Raw genomic sequence first — 20,159 nt, 5'->3', positions numbered from 1 at the left:
ATGCCCATCGAACTGCTCGGAATGATCGCCACGACCGCAGGCTCGGAGACGAGGGCGGTGGACGGCCCCGTGGTCGACCCCGCGTACGTGAAGGAGTTCTCCCGCGCGCACGAGGAAGCCGGATTCGACCGGATCCTGATCGGCTACAGCGCCAGTTCTCCGGACGGCTTCGCTGTGGCATCCGCCGCGCTGCACGCCACGGACACGCTGAAGGTGCTGATCGCGCATCGTCCCGGGTTCGTCGCCCCCACCATCGTGGCGCGCAAGCTCGCGACGCTCGACCACCTCAGCGGCGGCGGCCGCGTCGCCATTCACCACATCTCCGGCGGCAGCGAGTCGGATCAGCGGCGCGACGGCGACTTCAGCGAGAAGGCCGACCGGTATCGTCGCACCGGCGAGTTCATCGACGTGCTGCGTCGCACACTCACCTCGGCGGAGCCGTTCGACCACTCCGGCGACTTCTATCGCTTCGAGGGGGCGTTCTCGGCGGTCAAGCCCGCCACCGGGGCGGGCATCCCCATCTTCTTCGGCGGCCTGTCCGATGGTGCGGTGGAGGTCGGTGCGCGAAGCGCGGACGTGTACATGCTGTTCGGCGAGCCTCTCGCCGACGTGGCGGAGCACATCAGCGTCATCACCGCGGCCGCCGCGAAGGCGGGACGGCACATCGACTTCAGTCTCTCGACGCGGCCGATCATCGCGGACACCGAGGAGGAGGCGTGGGCGAAGGCCGACCGCATCTACGCGGAGGCAGCGGAGCTGAAGGCGCGCGCAGCCACGGGAGAGACGCTGCGCTTCGCGAGCCCCCGCCGCAGCGAGCAGCGCTCGGTCTCGGCGGACCTGCTGCAGCAGCATGCGCAGCGGGGAGACGTGCACGACGAGAGACTCTGGCTGGGCATCACCAAGCTCATGGGGCCCGCGGGCAACTCGACCGCTCCGGTGGGAACTCCCGCGCAGGTCGCGGAGGCGCTGCTGAAGTACTACGACCTGGGTGTGACACGCTTCCTGATCCGCGGCTTCGATCCGCTCGGCGACGTGCGCGATTGGGGCAAAGAGCTCATTCCGCTGCTGCGGGAGGGCGCCCGCCTGCGCGACGAGGCTCGCGCCGCCGCCTGACCTTCCCGTCTATGTGGCGCGAACGGGCCCTGTTCTCGCGGGAATCTGGGCGCTTTGCGCCACATAGACGGGCGGTGGTGCGGGCGCGCGTGCGGGCGACGGCTCCTTCAGGGGACGAGGATGATCTTGCCGTCGGCTGCGTGCTGCTCGATCAGCTCGTGGGCGCGCGCGGCCTCGGCGAGGGGCAGCTCCGGTCCCAGCTCCACCTGGAAGTCGCCCGCTTCGATGAGGTTGACGGTCACGCCGACGGCCTCGCGGCGCCAGGCGAGCTGCTCCTCGGTGAGCGGCTCGGGGCTGCCGCCGGAGTACGCCTCGATGCCCAACTCCGCGGCATCCGGCCCCCGCACGATCGTCGCGATCCTCGATCGGTCGGAGACCAGCGCGAGAGAGGTCTGGATCGCCTCGTCGGTGCCCGCGCAGTCCAGCGCCACCGTGACGCCCTGCGGAGCGGCCTCGCGCACGCGCTCGAGCAGGCCGTCGCCGTAGGCGACCGGCGTCGCGCCGAGCGCGCGCACCTGCTCGTGCCGGGCGGGGCTGGCCGTGGCGATGACGGTGGCACCCCACAGCACCGCGAACTGGACGGCGGCCTGCCCGACCGCGCCCGACCCGGCATGGATCAGCAGGGTATCGCCCTTGCGCACGCCCAGCGAGCGCAGTGACTGGTACGCGGTGCCGGCCGGGATCGCGAGGGCCGCGCCCTCTGCTGAGGTCACGCCGTCCAGCAGCCGGGTGAGGTTCTGCACCGGCACGGCCAGGTCCGTCGCGTACGTGCCGCGGGTGTCGCCGATCGCGACCCTGTCGCCGACCGCGAACCCGCTCACGCCCTCGCCGACCGCGGTGATCGTGCCGGCGCCGTCGAAGCCGACATGGCGCGGTTCGGTGATCGGCGGGAGAGGACGGACCCCGGAGCGCTGCTTGATGTCGACGGGATTCACTCCCGCGGCCTCGATCCGCACGACCACCTCGCCGGGGCCGGCGACGGGGTCGGGCACCTCCACCAGGCGGAGGACGTCGGGGGAGCCGATTTCGGTGTGGACGATCGCGCGAGCCATGATGCCAGGCTAACCCGGTCCCGTCGGTGATGGCGTTTCGTCTCGCTTCGCTCGCTCAACGAGCCGGGAGAGCCGAGAGCGCCTTCATGATGCGCTGCGGCGAGACGGGCTGCGCGGTGCCGAGTCGCTGCGCGAACACGCTGATCCGGTACTCCTCCAGCAGCCAGCGCACCTCGATGAGGACGTCGGGAGTGCCGGATGCGGGCGGGATCACGCCGCCGGCATCTTCGAACGCCTTGGCCGTCCGCTCGTACTCCGTCATGCGGGCGCGGTCCTTGCCCGGCTCGTTCGCGAGCGTCTTCAGCCGGTCCAGCATCCCGTCCAGGTAGCGGGTCAGGTGCGCGAGCCGCTCCACGCCTGTGGCCGAGATGAAGCCGGGGCGGATGAGTCCGCTCAGCTGGGAGCGGATGTCGTTCAGGGGGCCGAGCAGCGCGAGCGAGTTCTGCGACTTGATGCCGCGCTCCACGTCGCGGCTCTTGGCCAGGATGCGCGCGACAAGCGACACGCATGCGAACAGGCTGTCCACGAGGGCGGCGTTCACGGCATCCCGCACCCGCCGGAACTCCGCCTCGGTGCGGATGAGTCCACCGGGCACCTCGCTCTCGACGAGCCCGCGCACGACCGCCGTGCGGGCGTCCTCGATCAGCGCAGCCACGTTCTGGTACGGCGACGCGGCGAGCGCCAGCTTCTCGGCGGAGGTCAGGTGGTTCTGCACGTACGACGCGGGGGTGGGCACGGTCAGCAGCACCAGGCGCAGCACGCCGTCCCGGGTCGCCGACGCTGCGGCATCCGCCGTCGCCTCCAGTCGCACCGACACCGACGAGCCGCGGTCGACGATGGCGGGGTAACCGCGGACCACGCCGCCGGCCACCTTCGTGTCGAGCACGTCGGGCAGGTCGCCGAAGGTCCAGTCGGTGAGGCCGTCCTGCTCGATTGACGAGGGGCCCTTCGTCGCGCTCAGGGACCCGCTGAGCGCAGCGGGCATGCGACCCTTCGTCCCCACGCCCCACTCCGACCGCCGCTTCGCGTCGTTCGGAGCCTCCGGAGCGCGTGGGCCCGGGCTCAGGGACCCATTCTCATCACGGGCGCTCTGGGCGATCGAGCGCGCGACGCTCTGCCGTGACCGGTCGGACAGCCGTCGCTGCAGAGTCGGCAGATCGCGGTCGGATGCTGCCACGCGGCCGCGTTCATCCACCGCGCGGAAGTTCATGAGCAGGTGACCCGGCACGCGCGCGTCGTCGAAGTCGGATGCCGAGACCGGCTGGTTCGCGATCGGCTGGATCAGCCTGGCCAGCGCCTGCTTGAGGGAACGCTCGGGAGCACCTGCATGGTTCTCGGGGCCGTCGTCGGCGAGCTGCTCGCCGAACCTCTCGGCCCAGTCCGCCGCGGGCACGACGTGGCGGCGAATCGTCTTGGGCAGCGCGCGCAGCAGGGCGGTGATGAGCTCGGAGCGCAGTCCCGGCACCTGCCAGTCGAAACCGGTGTCGCGCACCTGCTGCAGCAGCGCGAGCGGCAGCACCACGCTGACGCCGTCGTCCTCGGCGCCGGGCTCGAAGCGATACGCCAGGCCCAGCACCTGGTCGCCCTGCGTCCAGCGGGTGGGGAACTCGGACTGGTCGGCGCGGTCTTCGTCCTCGAGCAGGTCGCTCTCGCGCATGACGAGGAGCTTCGGCGTGGACGTCAATGCGTTACGCCACCACTTCTCGAAGGAGCGCACGTCGAACACCTCGTGCGGGATGCGCTGGTCGTAGAAGGTGAACACGGTCTCGTCCCCGGCGAGGATGTCGCGGCGGCGCTCACGCTCCTCGAGCTTCTCCAGGCGGCGGCGCAGCTCGGCGTTGGCCCGCCAGAACGCGCTGACCCGCTTGTCGATCCGGGACGGATCCCATTCGCCCTCGACCAGCGCGTGCCGCAGGAACAGCTCGCGGGCGCCGGCGCGGTCGATGCGCGCGAACTGCACGCGGCGTCGGGGGATGATCTCCACCCCGAACAGCGTCACCTTCTCGAAGGCGACGGCAGCTCCGGCGTCCTTCGACCAGTGCGGCTCAGTGACCTGACGCTTGGCGAGGTCGCCGGCGAGGGACTCCGCCCAGGCGGGGTCGATCGCCGCGACCGTGCGCGCGAACGTGCGCGAGGTCTCCACGATCTCAGCCGCCATCACGGCCTGCGGCGCCTTCTTGCGCAGAGCCGAGCCGGGGAAGATCGAGAAGCGGATGCCGCGAGCGCCGCGATACTCCGCGACGCGGCGCTTCTTGTCGGAACCGGTCGCTGAGCGAGCGGAGCGAGACGAAACGCCCGCCGTCCGCTCGTCGAGGACGCCGATCTGCGAGAGCAGGCCGGCGAGGATCGCGCGGTGGATCGCGTCGGCATCGGTGGCGCCCGCTCCGCTCGCATCCCCGGTCGTTGAGCGAGCGGAGCGCGACGAGACGTCGTCGCCACGCTTCTGCCCCTTGACGAGCGTGCGCAGCTGACGGTGCACGTCGAACCACTCCCGCACGCGCACATAGTTCAGATGCTCGCTGCGGCACATCCGCCGGAACGCGCTGGAGCCGAGCGCCTTCTGCTGCTCGCGCAGATGGTTCCACAGGTTAAGCAGCGTCAGGAAGTCGCTGGTCGGGTCGACGAAGCGGGCGTGCGAGCGGTCGGCCTCGTCCCGTACCGACTGCGACGCATCGGCAGAGGGCCGCTCGCGCACATCTTGGATCGACAGGCCGGCGACGATCGGCAGCACATCGTGCAGCACGCCGGGCCCCGCCGCGGCGCCCGCGACCAGCATCCGCGCGAATCGAGGATCCATCGGCATCCGGGAGATCTCGCGACCGATCCTCGTGAGACGCGGCTGTGCGCCGCGTGCGGCATCCACCGCCCCGATCTCGGTGAGCAGGTCGAGGGCGGCCTTCACGCCGCGCGAGTCCGGGGGAGTGAGGAAGGGGAACTCGGCGATGTCGCCGAAGCCCAGGGAGAGCATCTGCAGCACCACTGATGCGAGAGACGTGCGCAGGATCTCCGGTTCGGTGAACTCCGGACGCTTCTCGAAGTCGTCCTCGCCGTACAGGCGGATCGCGATGCCGTCGCTGGTGCGGCCCGCACGACCGGAGCGCTGGTTCGCCGAGGCCTGCGAGACGGCCTCGATCGGCAGGCGCTGCACCTTGGAGCGGGTGCTGTACCGCGAGATGCGGGCCGTGCCGGCGTCGATCACGTATTTGATGCCGGGCACAGTCAGACTCGTCTCGGCCACGTTCGTGGCGAGCACGACCCGGCGGCGCAGGCCCGCAACCTTCGAGCGCTCGAACACCCGGTGCTGCTCTGCCGCGGACAGTCGCCCGTACAGCGGCAGCACCTCGACGGGGGCGGAGGCGGAGCGGTACGCGCCGCGAACGGCCTCGGCCGCATCCCGGATCTCGGCTTCACCGGGCAGGAACACCAGCACGTCGCCCGGCGCCTCACGGTCCAGTTCCCGCAACGCGGCGACGATGGCCGTGACTTCGTCCTCGGGCTCCGCGCCGCTCGCGCCAGAACTCCGGAGATTCTTGGCCGAACCCCGCGTCGCGGCCCGGTTTCCGCTGGTTTCGTCGGATTTCTCCGGAGTTGTGGCGTCGTCCCCCAGCGGCCGGTACCGGATCTCGACCGGGTAGGTGCGTCCGGAGACCTCGACGATGGGCGCCGGATCGCCACCGGGCGAGGCGAAGTGCGCCGCGAAGCTCTCAGGGTCGATGGTGGCCGAGGTGATGATCAGCTTCAGATCCGGGCGCTCGGGCAGGATGCGGCGCAGATAGCCGAGCAGGAAGTCGACGTTCAGCGACCGTTCGTGCGCCTCGTCGATGATGATCGTGTCGTAGCGGCGCAGCAGTCGATCGCGGTGGATCTCGTTCAGCAGGATGCCGTCGGTCATCAGCGCGATCCGGGTGGCGTCCGACACCTGATCGGTGAACCGCACCTTGTAGCCGACCAGCTCGCCCAGCTCCACGTGCAGCTCCTCCGCCACGCGCTCGGCGATGGTGCGGGCTGCGAGCCGCCGCGGCTGCGTGTGCGCGATGCGCTTGCGGCCCAGCTCGAGGCAGATCTTCGGCAGCTGCGTGGTCTTGCCTGACCCCGTCGCGCCCGCGACGATCACCACCTGATGGTCGCGGATCGCGTGGGCGATCTCCTCGCGCGCGGCACTGACGGGCAGCTCCGGCGGATAGGAGATCACGGGTGAGGACATAGCCCTCCAGTTTATCGCCTCGCGAAGAGGCCACCTGTCGCCACCGGCCTCTACGCTGGGACCCATGACCACTCCCACTGTTGAATTCAATGACGGCAACAGCATCCCCCAGCTCGGCTACGGTGTCTTCCTGGTCCCGGCCGATGAGGCCGAGCGCGCGGTGAGCGAGGCGCTCGAGGCCGGCTACCGGCACATCGACACGGCGGCGATCTACGGCAACGAGGAGGGCGTGGGTGCGGCGATCGCGAAGAGCGGCATCGCCCGCTCCGAGCTGTTCGTCACCACGAAGCTGTGGAACGACCGCCATCAGGGCGACGAGCCCGACAAGGCCATCGCCGAGAGCCTGGACCGACTCGGACTCGAGCAGGTCGACCTGTATCTGGTGCACTGGCCGACCCCCGCGAAGGACGACTACGTGCACGCGTGGGAGAAGATGATCGGCATCCGCGAGCGGGGCCTCGCCCGCTCGATCGGGGTCTCGAACCACCTCGTCCCGCACCTGGAGCGCATCGTCTCCGCGACCGGTGTCGTCCCCGCGGTGAACCAGATCGAGCTGCACCCCGCCTACCAGCAGCGTGAGATCACCGACTGGGCCGCAGCGCACGACGTGCGCATCGAGTCGTGGGGCCCGCTGGGACAGGGCAAGTACGACCTGTTCGGCACCGAGGCCGTCGCCTCCGCCGCGGCCGCCACCGGTCGCACCCCGGCCCAGGTCGTGCTGCGCTGGCACCTGCAGAAGGGCTTCATCGTGTTCCCGAAGTCGGTGCACGCAGAGCGCATCCGCGAGAACCTCGACGTGTTCGATTTCGACCTCGACGACGCGCAGATGGCTGCGATCGACGCTCTGGACCCGCAGGACGGGTCCGGACGCGTGGGTTCGCACCCCAACGACGTGAACTGACCGACACCGCCGGCGGCTTCGTGTCGCCGTGTTTCGCTCAGCATGACGCCCCGTGTCACCGTCCGTGACGCGGGGGCGTCGCGCTCACTAGCGTCAGAGGCATGTCCTCCCGCTATCGCGTCGTCGCCGTCTCCGGTTCCCTGCACGAGCCCAGCAAGACCACGGCTCTGCTGCGCGCGATCGCCGGCGCCGTGGCGGAGCGGATCGACGTCGACGTGCGTGTGATCGAGCTCACCGACATCGGCCCCGGCCTCGCCGGTGCACTGCGGCGCGATGACCTGCCGCCGGCCGTCGAGGAGCAGCTGCGCGCGATCGAGGAGGCCGACCTGCTGATCGTCGGCAGCCCCGTCTACCGGGCATCCTTCACCGGCCTGTTCAAGCACCTGTTCGACTTCATCGGGCAGTACGCGCTGGTGGGCAAGCCGGTGCTGCTGGCTGCCACCGGCGGCGGGGAGCGGCACGCCCTGATCATCGAGCACCAGCTGCGCCCGCTGTTCGCGTTCTTCCAGGCGCTGACGCTGCCGCTGGGGGTGTATGCGAGCAACACCGACTTCGCGGGGTACGAGATCGTGTCCGAGCACATCGTCTCTCGCATCGCGCTCGCCGCCGAACGCGCCCTGCCGCTGGTCGGCTACGCACCGGTCACCGACCCGCGGGCGCTCGCCGCATTCTGATCCCGGCGGGGCGCTCTCCGTCCCTGCCGGTCGACGTCCTCCGGCGTACCGTGGGTGCCATGACCAACCGGCTCGCCCAGACCCTCAGTCCCTACCTGCGCGCGCATGCGGACAACCCTGTCGACTGGTGGCCGTGGACGCAGGAGGCGTTCGATGAGGCGACCCGGCGTGATGTGCCGCTGATGATCTCGATCGGCTACTCGACCTGCCACTGGTGCCATGTGATGGCGCGGGAGTCGTTCTCGGACGACGTCACGGCGGCGCAGATCAACGAGGGCTTCGTCGCCGTGAAGATCGACCGCGAGGAGCATCCGGAGGTGGATGCGGCGTTCATGGCCGCGGCATCCGCTTTCACCCGGAACCTCGGCTGGCCGCTGACCGTGTTCACCACGCCGCAGGGAGCGGCGTTCTACGCCGGCACGTACTGGCCGCCCGAGGCGCGCGGCCAGACGCCCGCGTTCCGCGACGTGCTGAGCGCCGTGCGCGATGCCTGGACCAACCGGCACGACGAGGTGCTCGCGTCGGCGGATGCGGTCGTCGATGCGCTCAGGGCCGCGGCCGTCGCCCCGGAGTCGCGGCTGCCGGACGCCGGCGCGCTGCGCGCGGCGGCCGAGACGATCATCGAGCACGAGGACCAGGCGTACGGCGGCTTCGGCGGCGCGCCGAAGTTCCCGATGGCGACGACGCTGCGGTTCCTGCAGCATCGCGCGGCACGCGCAGCGGATGCCGCAGAGCGGGCGCTTGCGGCCATGGCCGGTTCCGAGCTGCGCGATCCGGTCGATGGCGGATTCTTCCGCTACGCCACTCAGCGGGATTGGACGGTGCCGCACTACGAGCGCATGCTGACCGACAACGCCCAGCTGCTCAAGGTGGCGCTGGATGCCGGACGCGTCGACGTGGCCAGGGGAGTGGCCGGCTTCCTGCTGACCGTGCTGCGACGCGAGGGTGGAGCGTTCGGCGCCGCGCAGGACTCGGAGTCGTGGATCGACGGGCAGCGCAGTGAGGGCGGGTACTACCGGCAGGATGCCGAGGGACGGGCGCAGCTGGAGCCGCCGGCCGTCGACGGCAAGGTGCTCACAGGGTGGAACGGGCTCGCGATCGGTGCGCTGGCGCGGGCGGGGGCGGCGCTGGATGAGCCGCATTGGATCGAGGCCGCCGCAGCTGCAGCCGGGCACGTGCTGACGGCGAACCGGTCCGAGGCGGGGGAACTGGTGCGCTCCTCGCTCGACGGTGAGGCCGCGGCCGCTGTCGCCACGGCGGCCGACCTCGGACTGCTGGCCGAGGGTCTGTTCGCTCTGGCGCTCGCGACCGGCGACGCGTCGTGGGCGACGAAGGCCCTGGAGGTGCTGGGTTCCGAACCGGAGATCGACCCGGTTCTCGCCGCGCAGGCCATCGTCCGCGGCGCTGACGACGGTGACGGTGATCTGCCCTCCGGGCCGGCGGCGCTGGCATCCGCCCACCTGTCGGCGTGGCGACTGGGTGCGGGGGAGTCGCACCGTACACGCGCGGAACAGCTGGTCGCCGGCGTCGCGGGGCGTGCGCTGCAGCATCCGATCGCCTACGGCGCACTGCTGCGGACCGCAGCCGGGCTGGCGCTGCCGCCGCGCCAGATCGTCGCCGTGGTCGGCGCCCGCGACGGCGCCCTGGCGGATGCCGCGCGTGAGGCTGACGCCGACGTGGTCGCCGTGGTCTCGCCCGCGCAGGCGAAGGCGTTCGCGGATGCCGGATTCACGCTGTTCGAGGGTAAGGACGCCGCCGAGGGCGTTGCCTACGACTGCCGCGACTTCGTCTGCCGCCTGCCGACGTCGGATCCGCGGGCTCTCGCAGCCGCGCGCTGAGCGGTCGCCGGCTGAGAAGAGGAGAATCTCCCAGAAGAGGACGGGTGGTGCGTCTTTCCTCCTTTTCTCGGCGGTTCTCCTCTTCTCGGCTGCCCCGGAGGATGCCGTGTGTCGGTGACTTGATACACGCGCAAGATTCGTGTACCGTCGCAGTGGTACACGAAAGGTGGTCTCATGTTCGGTGGTGCGGTGATCCTGTGCGGCGCGGTCATCGCCGCGGCGATGTTCCTGGTGTGGCGCCTCGCCCGGCGTCCGCAACCGGTCGTGCTGTCCGCGCGCATCCTCCCGGTGATCACTGCCGCCAGACGGCGCGCGGTCGTGGCCGTGGCCTTCTCGCTGCTCGTGTTCCTCGCCGGGGCGGTGGCTGCTGTCACGCTGCCCTCGCTGCTGGGCGCGCCCCTGGCGATCGCTCCGCTCGTCGCGGCCACCGCCGGTCTGCTGTTCTACGCGGCGACGCCGCCGGGCACGGCCGCGCTCGGAGCCGACGAGTTGCGCTCGGCTGGGCTCACGCGACGATCCTGGATCACCGCCATCCCCGCGCGCTGGCTGCGCGCCTGCGTCGAGCTCGTCGTGCTCTTCGCCGCAGTGGTGGTCTTCTGCGGTGTCACCGCGGCTGCGGATGACCAGGGGCGTTCGCGCGCCATCCGCTTCGAACAGCCCGACCAGGCGTCGATGGCCTCGCCGTACCCCGGGTGGTTCTACGGCATCCCCGCGCTGATCGCGCTGGTCGTGCTGCTGGGGGCACTGGTGCTCGCACTGCATCGGATCGGGTCGACCGCAGCATTCCCGCACCCTGACGATGTCGACGCCGATCGAACGTGGCGCCGGGCGTCTGCTGCAGTGGTGCTCCAGCTCGCCTCGGGTGCCATCCTCCTCTCTCTCGGCGGCATCGCACTGGTCGCAGGTCTGACGATGCGCAACGCCCTCGTCGAAGACGCCGCAGCCGTGTGGGGTGTCACCGCCGACATTCTCACGATCTTCGGGACGCTGCTCCTCGTGCTCAGCGTCGTCAGCGTCACCCTGGCCGTGCTCACCGCCTGCACGATCGGCGAGAAGCTGGAGCGCATCCCGGAGCCGGTGCGATGATCACCGTCGACCCGTCGGCGGCGCTGGCGCCGTTCGAGCAGATCCGCTCGCAGCTGGCCGACGGCATCCGATCCGGCGAACTCGCCGACGGTCACCGCCTCCCGTCGATCCGTCAGCTGGCGGGCGACCTGCGGGTGGCCGCAGGCACCGTGGCCAAGGCATACGCGCTGCTGGAGGAGGAGGGGCTCGTCGAGACCAGTCGCGCGCGCGGCACGCGGGTGCGTGCCGGGCACGCCTATCCCGATGCGGTGCAGGCCGCGGCGCGGGTGTACGTGGCAGCATCCTCCGGCCTCACCCTGGAGCAGGCGCTGGGCGCGATCCGCGCGAGCTGGGGATCGGTCTGATCGCGCCGCTGCGGCAACAGCATCCGCCGACCGGGTAGCCTTGCCAGTCGAACCGGCGCGTCAGCCGGCCACCCGCACGATCCCCGGGGGGACCGCATGTCCGTAGGCCTGCTCGCCGTCGTCGACGACATCCTCAGCGCCGCCGTGAAGGCATCCGCGAAGGCGGCAGGCGTGGTGATCGACGACGCGGCCGTCACCCCGCAGTACGTGCAGGGGCTCACACCGGCGCGGGAACTGCCTGTGGTCGGCAAGATCGCGCTCGGGTCGATCGCGAACAAGTTCATCGTGATCATCCCCATCGCGCTGCTGCTCACCGCGTTCGCACCCTGGGTGCTGCCCTACCTGCTGGTCCTCGGTGGCACCTATCTGTGCTTCGAGGGCGCCGAGAAGGTGCTGGAGTGGTTCGGCTTCGGTCACGGGCATGCCGAGGAGGGCGAGCGCGACGAGAACCGGCTGGTGTGGGGAGCGATCCGCACCGACCTGATCCTGTCCACCGAGATCATGCTCATCTCGCTGGCGAACCTGGATCCCGCGCTGGGCCTGTGGCAGACGCTGGGTGCACTCGCCGTGATCGCCGCGATCATGACCGGCGTGGTGTACGGCGCGGTGGCGCTGCTGGTGAAGCTCGACGACGTCGGGCTCGGCATGGCCAAGAGCACGACGCGTCGGGTACGGCACGCGGGTGCCCGGATCGCGCGGTCGATGCCGGCGGTGTTCCGCGTCATCAGCGTGATCGGCACGGTCGCGATGCTGTGGGTCGGCGGCCACCTCGTGATCGCGAACCTCGGAGAGGTGGGCCTGCACGCCCCGACCGAGCTGCTGCACGGCGTGGACGACCTGCTCGCACCGATGGGCGGCGTGATCGCCTGGATCGGCGACACCGCGGTCTCGGCCGTGGCCGGGCTCGTCGTGGGGCTGGTCGTCGTCGGTGCGGTGCTGGGCATCGGCCGGATGCTGGGGAAGCGGCCGCATCTGGATGAGGGGCACCGCGCGGCAGATCGGGCGCCGGTCGCGCACTGAGTCCAGGTGCGGTCCAGCGGTTCGGCGGTCAGCGCTGGTTGCGCGGATGCCGGCGGGCGGCGCGCTCGTTCCCTCGGCGGTAGTTCCCGGTGAGGCGCGCCATGAGCTGCTGCGGGTCCTCGGCGTCGATCCGCGCCAGGAAGTCGGCCGCCTTCGCACCCCGCAGGGTGGCAGCGCGGATGCCGTGATGCAGGATCACGACCTCGTCGCCGCGAACGAGGTGCTCGAAGCCGTGGGGCGCGGGCATGCGATCAGATCCAGCCCGGCAGCCAGTTGTGGATGAGCCAGAAGTCGTAGGGCACGCTCATGCCCGTCCACACCGGGTAGTAGAAGACCGACACCAGCACGGCCATGTCCAGGTACACCACCACGGTGCGCTGTCCGGCTTGACGCCGATGCAGGGGTGCCTGCCTGCCGCCCGCCAGCTCGCGCAGCGCGACCGCCAGCCCGATGACCAGGAACGGCACCATCACGATCGTGTAGAACTGGAAGATCGTGCGGTTGCCGACCAGCAGCCACGGCACGTAGGTGGCGATCAGGCCCACCAGCGGGAACGTGAGCGCCGGTCCGACCGGCGAACGGTCGATGAGCCCGCGCACGAATCGGTACAGCAAGTACACGGCCGCAGCCATGCTCGCGTACCAGATCAGCGGATTGGGCACCGAAGAGATCACGGCGATGCAGTGGTCGGTTCCGCATCCGGTCGGCTGGTCGCCCACCCAGATCGCCGTCGGCCGCAGCAGCAGCGGCCACTGCCAGGCCGGGCTCGCATAGGGGTGCGAGCTCACCAGGCTGGTGTGGAAGCTCAGGATCGCCTCGTGGTACTTCCACAGTGCGGTCAGCGGATTCGCGTCCACCTGCCGGTCGTACCCGCCCGCGGTGACGAACCACCCCGTCCACGAGACCAGGTAGACCAGCAGCGCCGGTCCCACTGAGAGCAGGAACGACACCGGCCCCTGCCGGAACACGGCATCCGTGGGCCACAGCGCGATTCCGGCGCGTCGCCGCGCCAGCGCGTCGGTGATCACGACGTACAGACCGAAGACGGCCAGCGCGTACAGGCCCGACCACTTCACGGCGGCCGACGCGCCGAAGGTGACTCCTGCCGCGATCAGCCACGGCCGCGACCAGAGCACCGGGCCGACCATCGGCGGCGGGTCGTCGGGACCACGCTCCGCGCCGATCGCCGCGAGCAGCGGCATCGTGCGCCGGCGGTCCAGCAGCACGAACAGCACGCCCAGCAGGATGAAGAAGGTGAGGATGCCGTCCAGCAGGGCGATCCGGCTCATCACGATCCCGAGCCCGTCGATGGCGAGCAGGCCGCTCGCGATCACGCCGATCGTGCGCGACCGGGTCAGCAGCAGTGCGACCAGATAGACCAGCAGCACGGTCAGTGTGCCCAGGACCGCGGTCGTCACCCGCCAGCCGAAGCTGGAGCCGGGGCCGAACGCCGCGATCCCGAGCGCGATGATCCACTTGCCCAGCGGCGGATGCACCACGAACGACGCCGTGGTCTGCATCGCCGAGTCGTCGCCCGTCAGCAGCCGGGCATTGGCGTCGTCGTCCCACTTGGCCTCGTACCCCAGGTTCCACAGTGACCAGGCGTCCTTCACGTAGTAGGTCTCGTCGAACATGATCTGGTGCGGATGCCCCAGGTTCACCAGCCGCAGCAGTCCGGCCAGCAGGGTGACCAGCGCCGGCGCGAGCCAGCCCAGCATCCGCGCCGTCGCCGGATCGGCCGTCGCGCGGGCGCGCATGCGCTCCCAGAGCGTCGCGCGAACATCCAGCGGCGGCAGCAGGGATGCGGGCGATGTCACCTGCTCAGCCTAGGCAATCCGGCCGGCCGGCCCGCATAGGCTGGACGGGTGATCATCCTCGCCGCCACCCCGATCGGCAATCTCGGCGACGCGTCGCGTCGGCTGATCGAGGTGCTCGAGAACGCCGAGGTCGTCGCGGCGGAGGACACCCGCACCACGCAGCGGCTGCTGCAGGCGCTGAAGATCGAGAACCGCCCGCGGCTGATCGCGCTGCACGATCACAACGAGAAGCACAAGGCCGCCGAGCTCGCCGCACTCGCGGAGGATCAGGATGTCGTCGTGGTCAGCGACGCCGGAATGCCGGCCGTCAGCGATCCCGGTTACGGCCTGGTCGCGGCCGCTGTCGAGCGCGGGGTGACCGTCACGGCGATCCCCGGCCCGAGCGCGGTGCTCATGGCGCTCGCCATATCAGGCTTGCCGACCGACCGGTTCACCTTCGAGGGATTCCTGCCGCGCAGACCGGGGGAGCGGCGGCAGGCGCTGCGGATGCTGGCATCCGAGCCCCGCACCATGGTGTTCTTCGAGTCGCCGTCGCGCCTGGCGTCGTCGCTGGCAGATATGGGCGCAGCCTTCGGTGACGAGCGGCGCATCGCGGTGTGCCGCGAGCTGACCAAGCTCTACGAGGAGGTGCGTCGCGGCACGGCATCCGAGCTCGCGGCATGGGCCGAGCAGGGGGTGAAGGGCGAGATCGTCGTGGTGGTCTCCGGCGCGGAGCCCGCCGCCGTCTCGGCGGAGGACGCCCTCGCTCAGGTGCAGGCGCTCGTGGCATCCGGCACCCGCCTGAAGGACGCCTGCGCCGAGGTCGCCGCCGCCACCGGCCTCTCCTCCCGCGACCTCTACCAGCAGGCCCTCGCCGCCCGATGACTCTCGGGATCGGCGCCGCCTACGACGCGCGAGCCGCGGAGTACATCGCGCGGATCGGCGAGGTGGATCAGCTCGCGGAGCCCGATCGCGACGAGATCAGCGCATGGGCGGATGCTGTGCAGGGGCGCATCCTGGATGCCGGGTGCGGGCCCGGGCTGTGGACCCGTTTCCTGCACGATCACGGCCAGGACGTGCTCGGCATCGACCTGTCGGATCAGTTCATCGCGCATGCCCGTGCGCGAGCTCCGCACCTCGAGTTCCTGCACGGATCCTTCGCGGAGCTGCCGCTGCCCGACGCGTCGCTCGGCGGCATCCTCGCCTGGTACTCGCTGATCCACACGCCACCCGAGGATCTGCTCGCCATCCTCGACGAGTTCGCCCGCGTGCTCGCCCCGGGTGGCAGCATCCTGATCGGCTTCTTCGACGGCACTGCGCGCGAGCCCTTCCCGCACGCCGTCACCACGGCGTACTTCTGGACACCGGATGCCGTGCGAACGCTGCTGGAGCAGGCCGGCTTCACCGTCGTCTCCTCGGAGCGCCGAGCCCGCACCCCCGACGAGCCCAGCTCCCGTCCGCACGGCTCCCTCACCGCCGCCCGGCTCTGAGACCGCCAAGCACTTCTCCCTCACTCAACCCATCAGCCGCCGGGCCCATCAACGCTGACGCCACGATCCCCACGGAGAGGTGGGGCGGACGTTCCCGGAGCGAGCATTGGGGAGGAGCGAAGCGGAGGGGCCCCACTCTGCGAGCGAAGGGAACGTCCGCCCGACCGTCTGCGCACCCTGGTCACGCGGCCAAACTTCTTGGTGTTCCCGCCTAGAATCGAGAGCATGCCCGCAGGCGAGTCCTTCTACATCACCACGCCGATCTACTACCCCAGCGACGTGCCGCACATCGGCCACGGCTACACGTCCGTCGCCGTCGACACGCTGGCACGCTGGCACCGTCAGGCCGGTGATGACGCGTGGATGCTGACCGGCACCGACGAGCACGGCCAGAAGATGCTCCGTGCCGCTGCGGCGAACGGGGTCACCCCTCAGGAGTGGGTGGACAGGCTGGTCGGCGAGAGCTGGTTCCCGCTGCTGAAGACCCTCGACGTCGCCAACGACGACTTCATCCGCACCACGCAGGAGCGGCACGAGAAGAACGTGCAGGTGTTCTTCCAGAAGCTGTACGACGCGGGCTACATCTACGCCGGCGAGTACGAGGCGCTGTACTGCGTGGGCTGTGAGGAGTTCAAGCCCGAGTCCGAGATCGTCGACGGCACCGGTCCCTTCGAGGGTCTGAAGGTGTGCGCGATCCACTCGAAGCCGCTGGAGCTGCTGCAGGAGAAGAACTACTTCTTCAAGCTCAGCGAGTTCCAGGACCGTCTGCTCGAGCTGTACAAGACCGAGCCCGACTTCGTGCGCCCCGACTCGGCGCGCAACGAGGTGGTCTCCTTCGTCAGCCAGGGACTGAAGGACCTGTCGATCTCGCGCTCCACGTTCGACTGGGGCATCCCGCTGCCGTGGGACACCTCGCACGTCATCTACGTGTGGGTCGACGCGCTGCTGAACTACATCACGGCGATCGGGTACGGCGCCGACCAGGGGCAGTTCGAGCGCCGCTGGCCCGGGTACCACGTGGTCGGCAAGGACATCCTGCGCTTCCACGCCGTCATCTGGCCGGCGATGCTGATGGCCGCGGGCCTGGACGTGCCCAAGGGCGTGTTCGCGCACGGCTGGCTGCTGGTCGGGGGCGAGAAGATGTCCAAGTCCAAGCTCACCGGCATCGCCCCCACCGAGATCACCGACGTGTTCGGCTCGGACGCCTACCGGTTCTACTTCCTCTCGGCGATCGCGTTCGGTCAGGACGGCTCGTTCTCGTGGGAGGACCTCTCGGCCCGCTACCAGGCCGAGCTCGCCAACGGCTTCGGCAACCTCGCCTCCCGCACGATCGCGATGATCCAGAAGTACTTCGACGGCGTCGTGCCCGCGGCATCGGAGTACACCGAGGCGGATCTGGCGATCCAGAAGACGGTCGCGGATGCCGTGACGAAGGCGGATGCCGCGATCGAGCACTTCCGCATCGACGAGGCCATCCACGCGATCTGGACCATCGTCGGCGAGCTGAACGGCTACATCACGGACAACGAGCCGTGGGTGCTGGCGCGCGAGGAGCAGCGCGAGCGCCTGGGCACGGTGCTCTACACCTGTGCGGAGGGGCTGCGCGCGCTCGCGGTGCTGCTGTCGCCGGTGATGCCGCAGTCCACCGCGAAGCTGTGGGACGCCCTGGGCGTCGAGGGCTCGCTGGGAGCGCTCGCGGCGCAGCCGATCCGCGAGGCCGGAGCCTGGGGAGCGCTCGAGCCCGGTACGACGGTGTCGTCACTGGCGCCGCTGTTCCCGCGCGTGGAGCAGACCGCCTGACGCGGACCCGAGGAACATGGCCGACACCTACGTGCGCGAGCGCTCCACGAAGGGACGCAAGGATCTGAGCTACCCGGCTCCGCCCGAGCCGCTCAGCGTCCCGGTGTACGACAACCACTGCCATCTGGAGATCACCGATGGGCCGGGGGTCGCCTCCGGTGCGCCCGGGCTGAGCCTTGTCGAGCAGCTGGACCGCGCGCAGGCGGTCGGGATCGCCGGCGTCGTGCAGGCGTCGGGCGACATCGAGTCGTCGCGCTGGGCGGTGGATGCTGCGGCATCCGATCCCCGCGTGCTGGCGGCTGTCGCGATCCATCCCAACGACGCGCCCACCTACGCGCAGGCGGGGCGCCTGGACGAGGCGATCGCGGTGATCGACGAGCTCGCCGCGCATCCGCGCACCCGGGCGATCGGCGAGACCGGGCTGGACTACTTCCGCACCGACGAGGCCGGGCGCCCCGCGCAGCACGAGTCGTTCGAGGCGCACATCGCGCTGGCGAAGAAGCACGGCATCGCGATGCAGATCCACGATCGCGACGCCCACGACGACGTGCTCGAGACCCTCACGCGGGTGGGCGCGCCCGAGCGCACCGTGTTCCACTGCTTCTCCGGCGACGAGGCGATGGCGAGGATCGCGGCGGATGCCGGGTACTGGCTGTCCTTCGCCGGCAACGTCACGTTCAAGAACGCGCAGAACCTGCGGGACGCGCTGCACGTGACATCGCCGGAGCGCATCCTCGTCGAGACGGACGCCCCGTTCCTGACGCCGGCGCCGCTGCGCGGCCGGCCCAACGCTCCGTACCTGGTGCCGATCACGGTGCGGTTCATGGCTGCAGAGCTCGACGTCGACCTCGACGAGCTGTGCGCGCAGCTGGCCGCGAACACGGTGGCGGTCTACGGCTCATTCGACTGAGCGCGTGGCCGCGCGGCGATACGCTGACGGGGTGCGCTTTCTCGATGAGATCACCCTGCAGAACGAGTTCGTCCGCCTGGAGCCGCTGAGCAGTGCGCACGCGGAGGGACTCGCAGCGGCGGCCGAGGGCATCGAGGGCACCTGGTACACGTTCGTACCGGAGCCCGAGCACGTTCCAGCCGAGATCGAGCGGCGCCTGGCGATGCGCGATGCGGGCACGATGAATCCGTTCGCCGTGCGGCGCCTCGACCGCGACGAGCTGGTCGGCATGACCACGTTCTGCAGCATCGATCAGCCCAACCGGCGCGTCGAGATCGGCTACACCTGGCTGGGCACCGGCGCGCAGGGCACCCACGTGAATCCGGCGATGAAGAAGCTGATGCTGACGCACGCGTTCGAGCAGTGCGATGCCATCGCCGTCGCGCTCATGACGCACTTCCACAACCGGCAGTCCCGGGCGGCGATCGAACGACTGGGCGCCAAGCTCGACGGCATCCTGCGCAATCACCGCATCATGCCGGACGGTTCGCTGCGCGACACTGTCGCGTACTCGATCCTGCCGCACGAGTGGCCGGCGGTGCGCAACGGGCTGGAGGCGCGCCTGCGGCGCTACTGAGCCGCGTCGGCCGTCCCCGCCGCATCGCCGTGCTCGTCCTCCAGCACGCGCTTGGCACTGACGATGTGCGAGATCGGCCGCCACACGAACAGCAGCGTGAGCGCGGCACCGGCGAACGCGAACCACCACGGCGCGGTGAGCCCCCACACCTGGGCGATCACCCCGCCGAGCGCCTGCCCGATCACCATGCCGCCGAACAGGCCGACCGCGTTCACGGAGGCGATGCGCCCCTGCAGCTCCTGCGGCACCAGACGCTGGCGGACAGTGGTCGAGATCGTGCCCCACACGAAGGCGTAGAAGCCGAACACCCCCATGATGATCAGGGCCAGCCAGCCGGCGGTGGTGAGCGCGAACGCCAGGTGCATGAGCACCTCCAGCGACAGGCAGACGCGCATCATCGTCGCGAACGAGATGTGCCGCTCCAGCTTGCCGAAGCTGAGGGTGGCGAGCAGGCCGCCCGCCGCGGACGCCGTGGTGAGCGCTCCGAAGCCGACCGCGCCCATGTGCAGGTGATCGGTGGCGTACAGCACCAGCACGCCCCAGGGCGCGGCCCACGTGATGTTGAACGTGAGGATGATCAGCACCAGCATCCGCACCGGCGGGTTGCGCCACAGCCAGCGGATGCCCTCGGCGATGTCGTTGTGCACGGCAGGCCTGCGCTCCGCCTCCGCCCGGGCACGGGCCGGGACGGGCGTCGCGGCCATGCGCGAGACGAGCACGATCGCGAGCACGACGCACAGGACCTCGAGCAGGAACGGCCACGCTGCACCGGCCGCGAAGAGGAACGCTCCCAGCGGGGGACCGGCGAACTGGTTCGCGACCAGGTATCCCGCCTGCAGTCGCGCGTTGCCGAGTCCGAGGTCGGCGGGCCGCACGAGCATGGGCAGCAGGGTGCTGGCCGTGGTGTCGACGAACACCTCGGCCGTGCCGTACAGGAAGGCGACGGCGAGCACGATCCAGATGCTCGCCGTGCCGGTGACGAGGAAGACGACCAGCGCTGTCAGCACCACGGCACGCGCGGCGTTGGCCAGCATGACGAGCCGGCGCCGGTCGAAGCGGTCGGCGATGGCTCCGGCGTGCAGCCCGAACAGCAGCCACGGCAGGAACTGCAGCACCGCGCCCGAGGCCACCAGGATCGGTGAGGACGTCATCGAGGCGATCAGCAGCGGCGCCGCCGCCAGCGCCACGCCGTCGCCGATGTTGCTGGTCCACGACGACGCCAGCAGCCAGCGGAAGTCACGGCCCATGCGCCGCGGCGCGATGAGCTCTCCGAGTGCGGTCACTCGCATGATCCTAAGGCGCGGCGCGGACATAC

Annotated in this window: 17 protein-coding genes; 12 read left to right on the top strand and 5 right to left on the bottom strand. The window is 70.4% G+C overall.

What is annotated here, in order from left to right; translation table 11 throughout:
* Positions 1-1,113, top strand: coding sequence for an LLM class flavin-dependent oxidoreductase (locus Q9R19_RS13990; RefSeq protein ID WP_311257006.1), 1,113 nt, complete (start codon positions 1-3; stop codon positions 1,111-1,113).
* A gap of 107 nt (positions 1,114-1,220) precedes the next feature.
* Here Q9R19_RS13990 and Q9R19_RS13985 read toward each other — a convergent pair whose 3' ends face one another.
* Both Q9R19_RS13985 and hrpA read right to left on the bottom strand, forming a co-directional pair.
* Entirely contained in the window at positions 1,221-2,165 is a 945-nt protein-coding gene (locus tag Q9R19_RS13985) for an NADP-dependent oxidoreductase (protein ID WP_311257005.1), read from the bottom strand.
* 55 nt (positions 2,166-2,220) lie between these two features.
* On the bottom strand, positions 2,221-6,369 hold the full coding sequence (hrpA, locus tag Q9R19_RS13980; protein WP_396653493.1) for an ATP-dependent RNA helicase HrpA: 4,149 nt from the start codon (positions 6,367-6,369) through the stop codon (positions 2,221-2,223).
* Positions 6,370-6,433: 64 nt separating this feature from the next.
* On the opposite strand from hrpA, the gene Q9R19_RS13975 reads away from it, so the two are divergent.
* The 6 genes from Q9R19_RS13975 (at position 6,434) to Q9R19_RS13950 (ending at position 12,232) form a co-directional block, all read left to right on the top strand.
* Positions 6,434-7,270 (top strand): aldo/keto reductase, encoded by an 837-nt coding sequence (locus tag Q9R19_RS13975; RefSeq protein ID WP_311257003.1) that lies wholly within the window; start codon positions 6,434-6,436, stop codon positions 7,268-7,270.
* A 101-nt stretch (positions 7,271-7,371) separates the two neighbouring features.
* Positions 7,372-7,944, top strand: coding sequence for an FMN reductase (gene msuE / locus Q9R19_RS13970; RefSeq protein ID WP_311257002.1), 573 nt, complete (start codon positions 7,372-7,374; stop codon positions 7,942-7,944).
* 59 nt (positions 7,945-8,003) lie between these two features.
* Positions 8,004-9,782: a DUF255 domain-containing protein gene (locus tag Q9R19_RS13965; protein ID WP_311257001.1), complete on the top strand. Its 1,779-nt coding sequence runs from the start codon at positions 8,004-8,006 to the stop codon at positions 9,780-9,782.
* Positions 9,783-9,956: 174 nt separating this feature from the next.
* A complete protein-coding gene (locus tag Q9R19_RS13960; protein WP_311257000.1) occupies positions 9,957-10,868 on the top strand; it encodes a hypothetical protein in 912 nt (303 codons plus the stop codon).
* Positions 10,865-11,212 (top strand): GntR family transcriptional regulator, encoded by a 348-nt coding sequence (locus Q9R19_RS13955; RefSeq protein ID WP_311256999.1) that lies wholly within the window; start codon positions 10,865-10,867, stop codon positions 11,210-11,212. The genes Q9R19_RS13960 and Q9R19_RS13955 overlap by 4 nt, the downstream gene beginning before the upstream one ends.
* A gap of 96 nt (positions 11,213-11,308) precedes the next feature.
* The gene (locus tag Q9R19_RS13950; protein WP_311256998.1) at positions 11,309-12,232 is read left to right on the top strand and encodes a DUF808 family protein; all 924 of its coding nucleotides are present in this window, start codon (positions 11,309-11,311) and stop codon (positions 12,230-12,232) included.
* A 28-nt stretch (positions 12,233-12,260) separates the two neighbouring features.
* Here the strand turns inward: Q9R19_RS13950 and Q9R19_RS13945 are convergent, their stop codons facing one another.
* Positions 12,261-12,479: a hypothetical protein gene (locus Q9R19_RS13945; protein ID WP_311256997.1), complete on the bottom strand. Its 219-nt coding sequence runs from the start codon at positions 12,477-12,479 to the stop codon at positions 12,261-12,263.
* Positions 12,480-12,483: 4 nt separating this feature from the next.
* On the bottom strand, positions 12,484-14,049 hold the full coding sequence (locus Q9R19_RS13940; protein ID WP_311256996.1) for a phospholipid carrier-dependent glycosyltransferase: 1,566 nt from the start codon (positions 14,047-14,049) through the stop codon (positions 12,484-12,486).
* 48 nt (positions 14,050-14,097) lie between these two features.
* On the opposite strand from Q9R19_RS13940, the gene rsmI reads away from it, so the two are divergent.
* From rsmI to Q9R19_RS13915, 5 genes are all read left to right on the top strand, one after another.
* The gene (gene rsmI / locus Q9R19_RS13935; protein WP_311256995.1) at positions 14,098-14,913 is read left to right on the top strand and encodes a 16S rRNA (cytidine(1402)-2'-O)-methyltransferase; all 816 of its coding nucleotides are present in this window, start codon (positions 14,098-14,100) and stop codon (positions 14,911-14,913) included.
* Complete coding sequence (locus Q9R19_RS13930) at positions 14,910-15,518, top strand: class I SAM-dependent methyltransferase (RefSeq protein WP_311256994.1); 609 nt, start codon at positions 14,910-14,912, stop codon at positions 15,516-15,518. Before rsmI ends, Q9R19_RS13930 begins: the two co-directional genes overlap by 4 nt.
* A gap of 225 nt (positions 15,519-15,743) precedes the next feature.
* Entirely contained in the window at positions 15,744-17,318 is a 1,575-nt protein-coding gene (gene metG, locus Q9R19_RS13925; protein WP_311256993.1) for a methionine--tRNA ligase, read from the top strand.
* A 16-nt stretch (positions 17,319-17,334) separates the two neighbouring features.
* The gene (locus tag Q9R19_RS13920) at positions 17,335-18,228 is read left to right on the top strand and encodes a TatD family hydrolase (protein ID WP_311256992.1); all 894 of its coding nucleotides are present in this window, start codon (positions 17,335-17,337) and stop codon (positions 18,226-18,228) included.
* A gap of 31 nt (positions 18,229-18,259) precedes the next feature.
* Positions 18,260-18,844, top strand: coding sequence for a GNAT family protein (locus Q9R19_RS13915; RefSeq protein WP_311256991.1), 585 nt, complete (start codon positions 18,260-18,262; stop codon positions 18,842-18,844).
* Here the strand turns inward: Q9R19_RS13915 and Q9R19_RS13910 are convergent.
* Positions 18,838-20,133, bottom strand: a complete 1,296-nt coding sequence (locus tag Q9R19_RS13910) for an MFS transporter (protein WP_311256990.1) — start codon at positions 20,131-20,133, stop codon at positions 18,838-18,840. The genes Q9R19_RS13915 and Q9R19_RS13910 overlap by 7 nt on opposite strands.
* Between the last annotated feature and the right edge of the window lie 26 nt (positions 20,134-20,159).

The sequence above is a fragment of the Microbacterium sp. ARD32 genome (assembly GCF_031844385.1).
In the GTDB taxonomy this organism is placed as follows: domain Bacteria; phylum Actinomycetota; class Actinomycetes; order Actinomycetales; family Microbacteriaceae; genus Microbacterium.
This window is presented reverse-complemented; position numbering and strand designations above follow the sequence as displayed.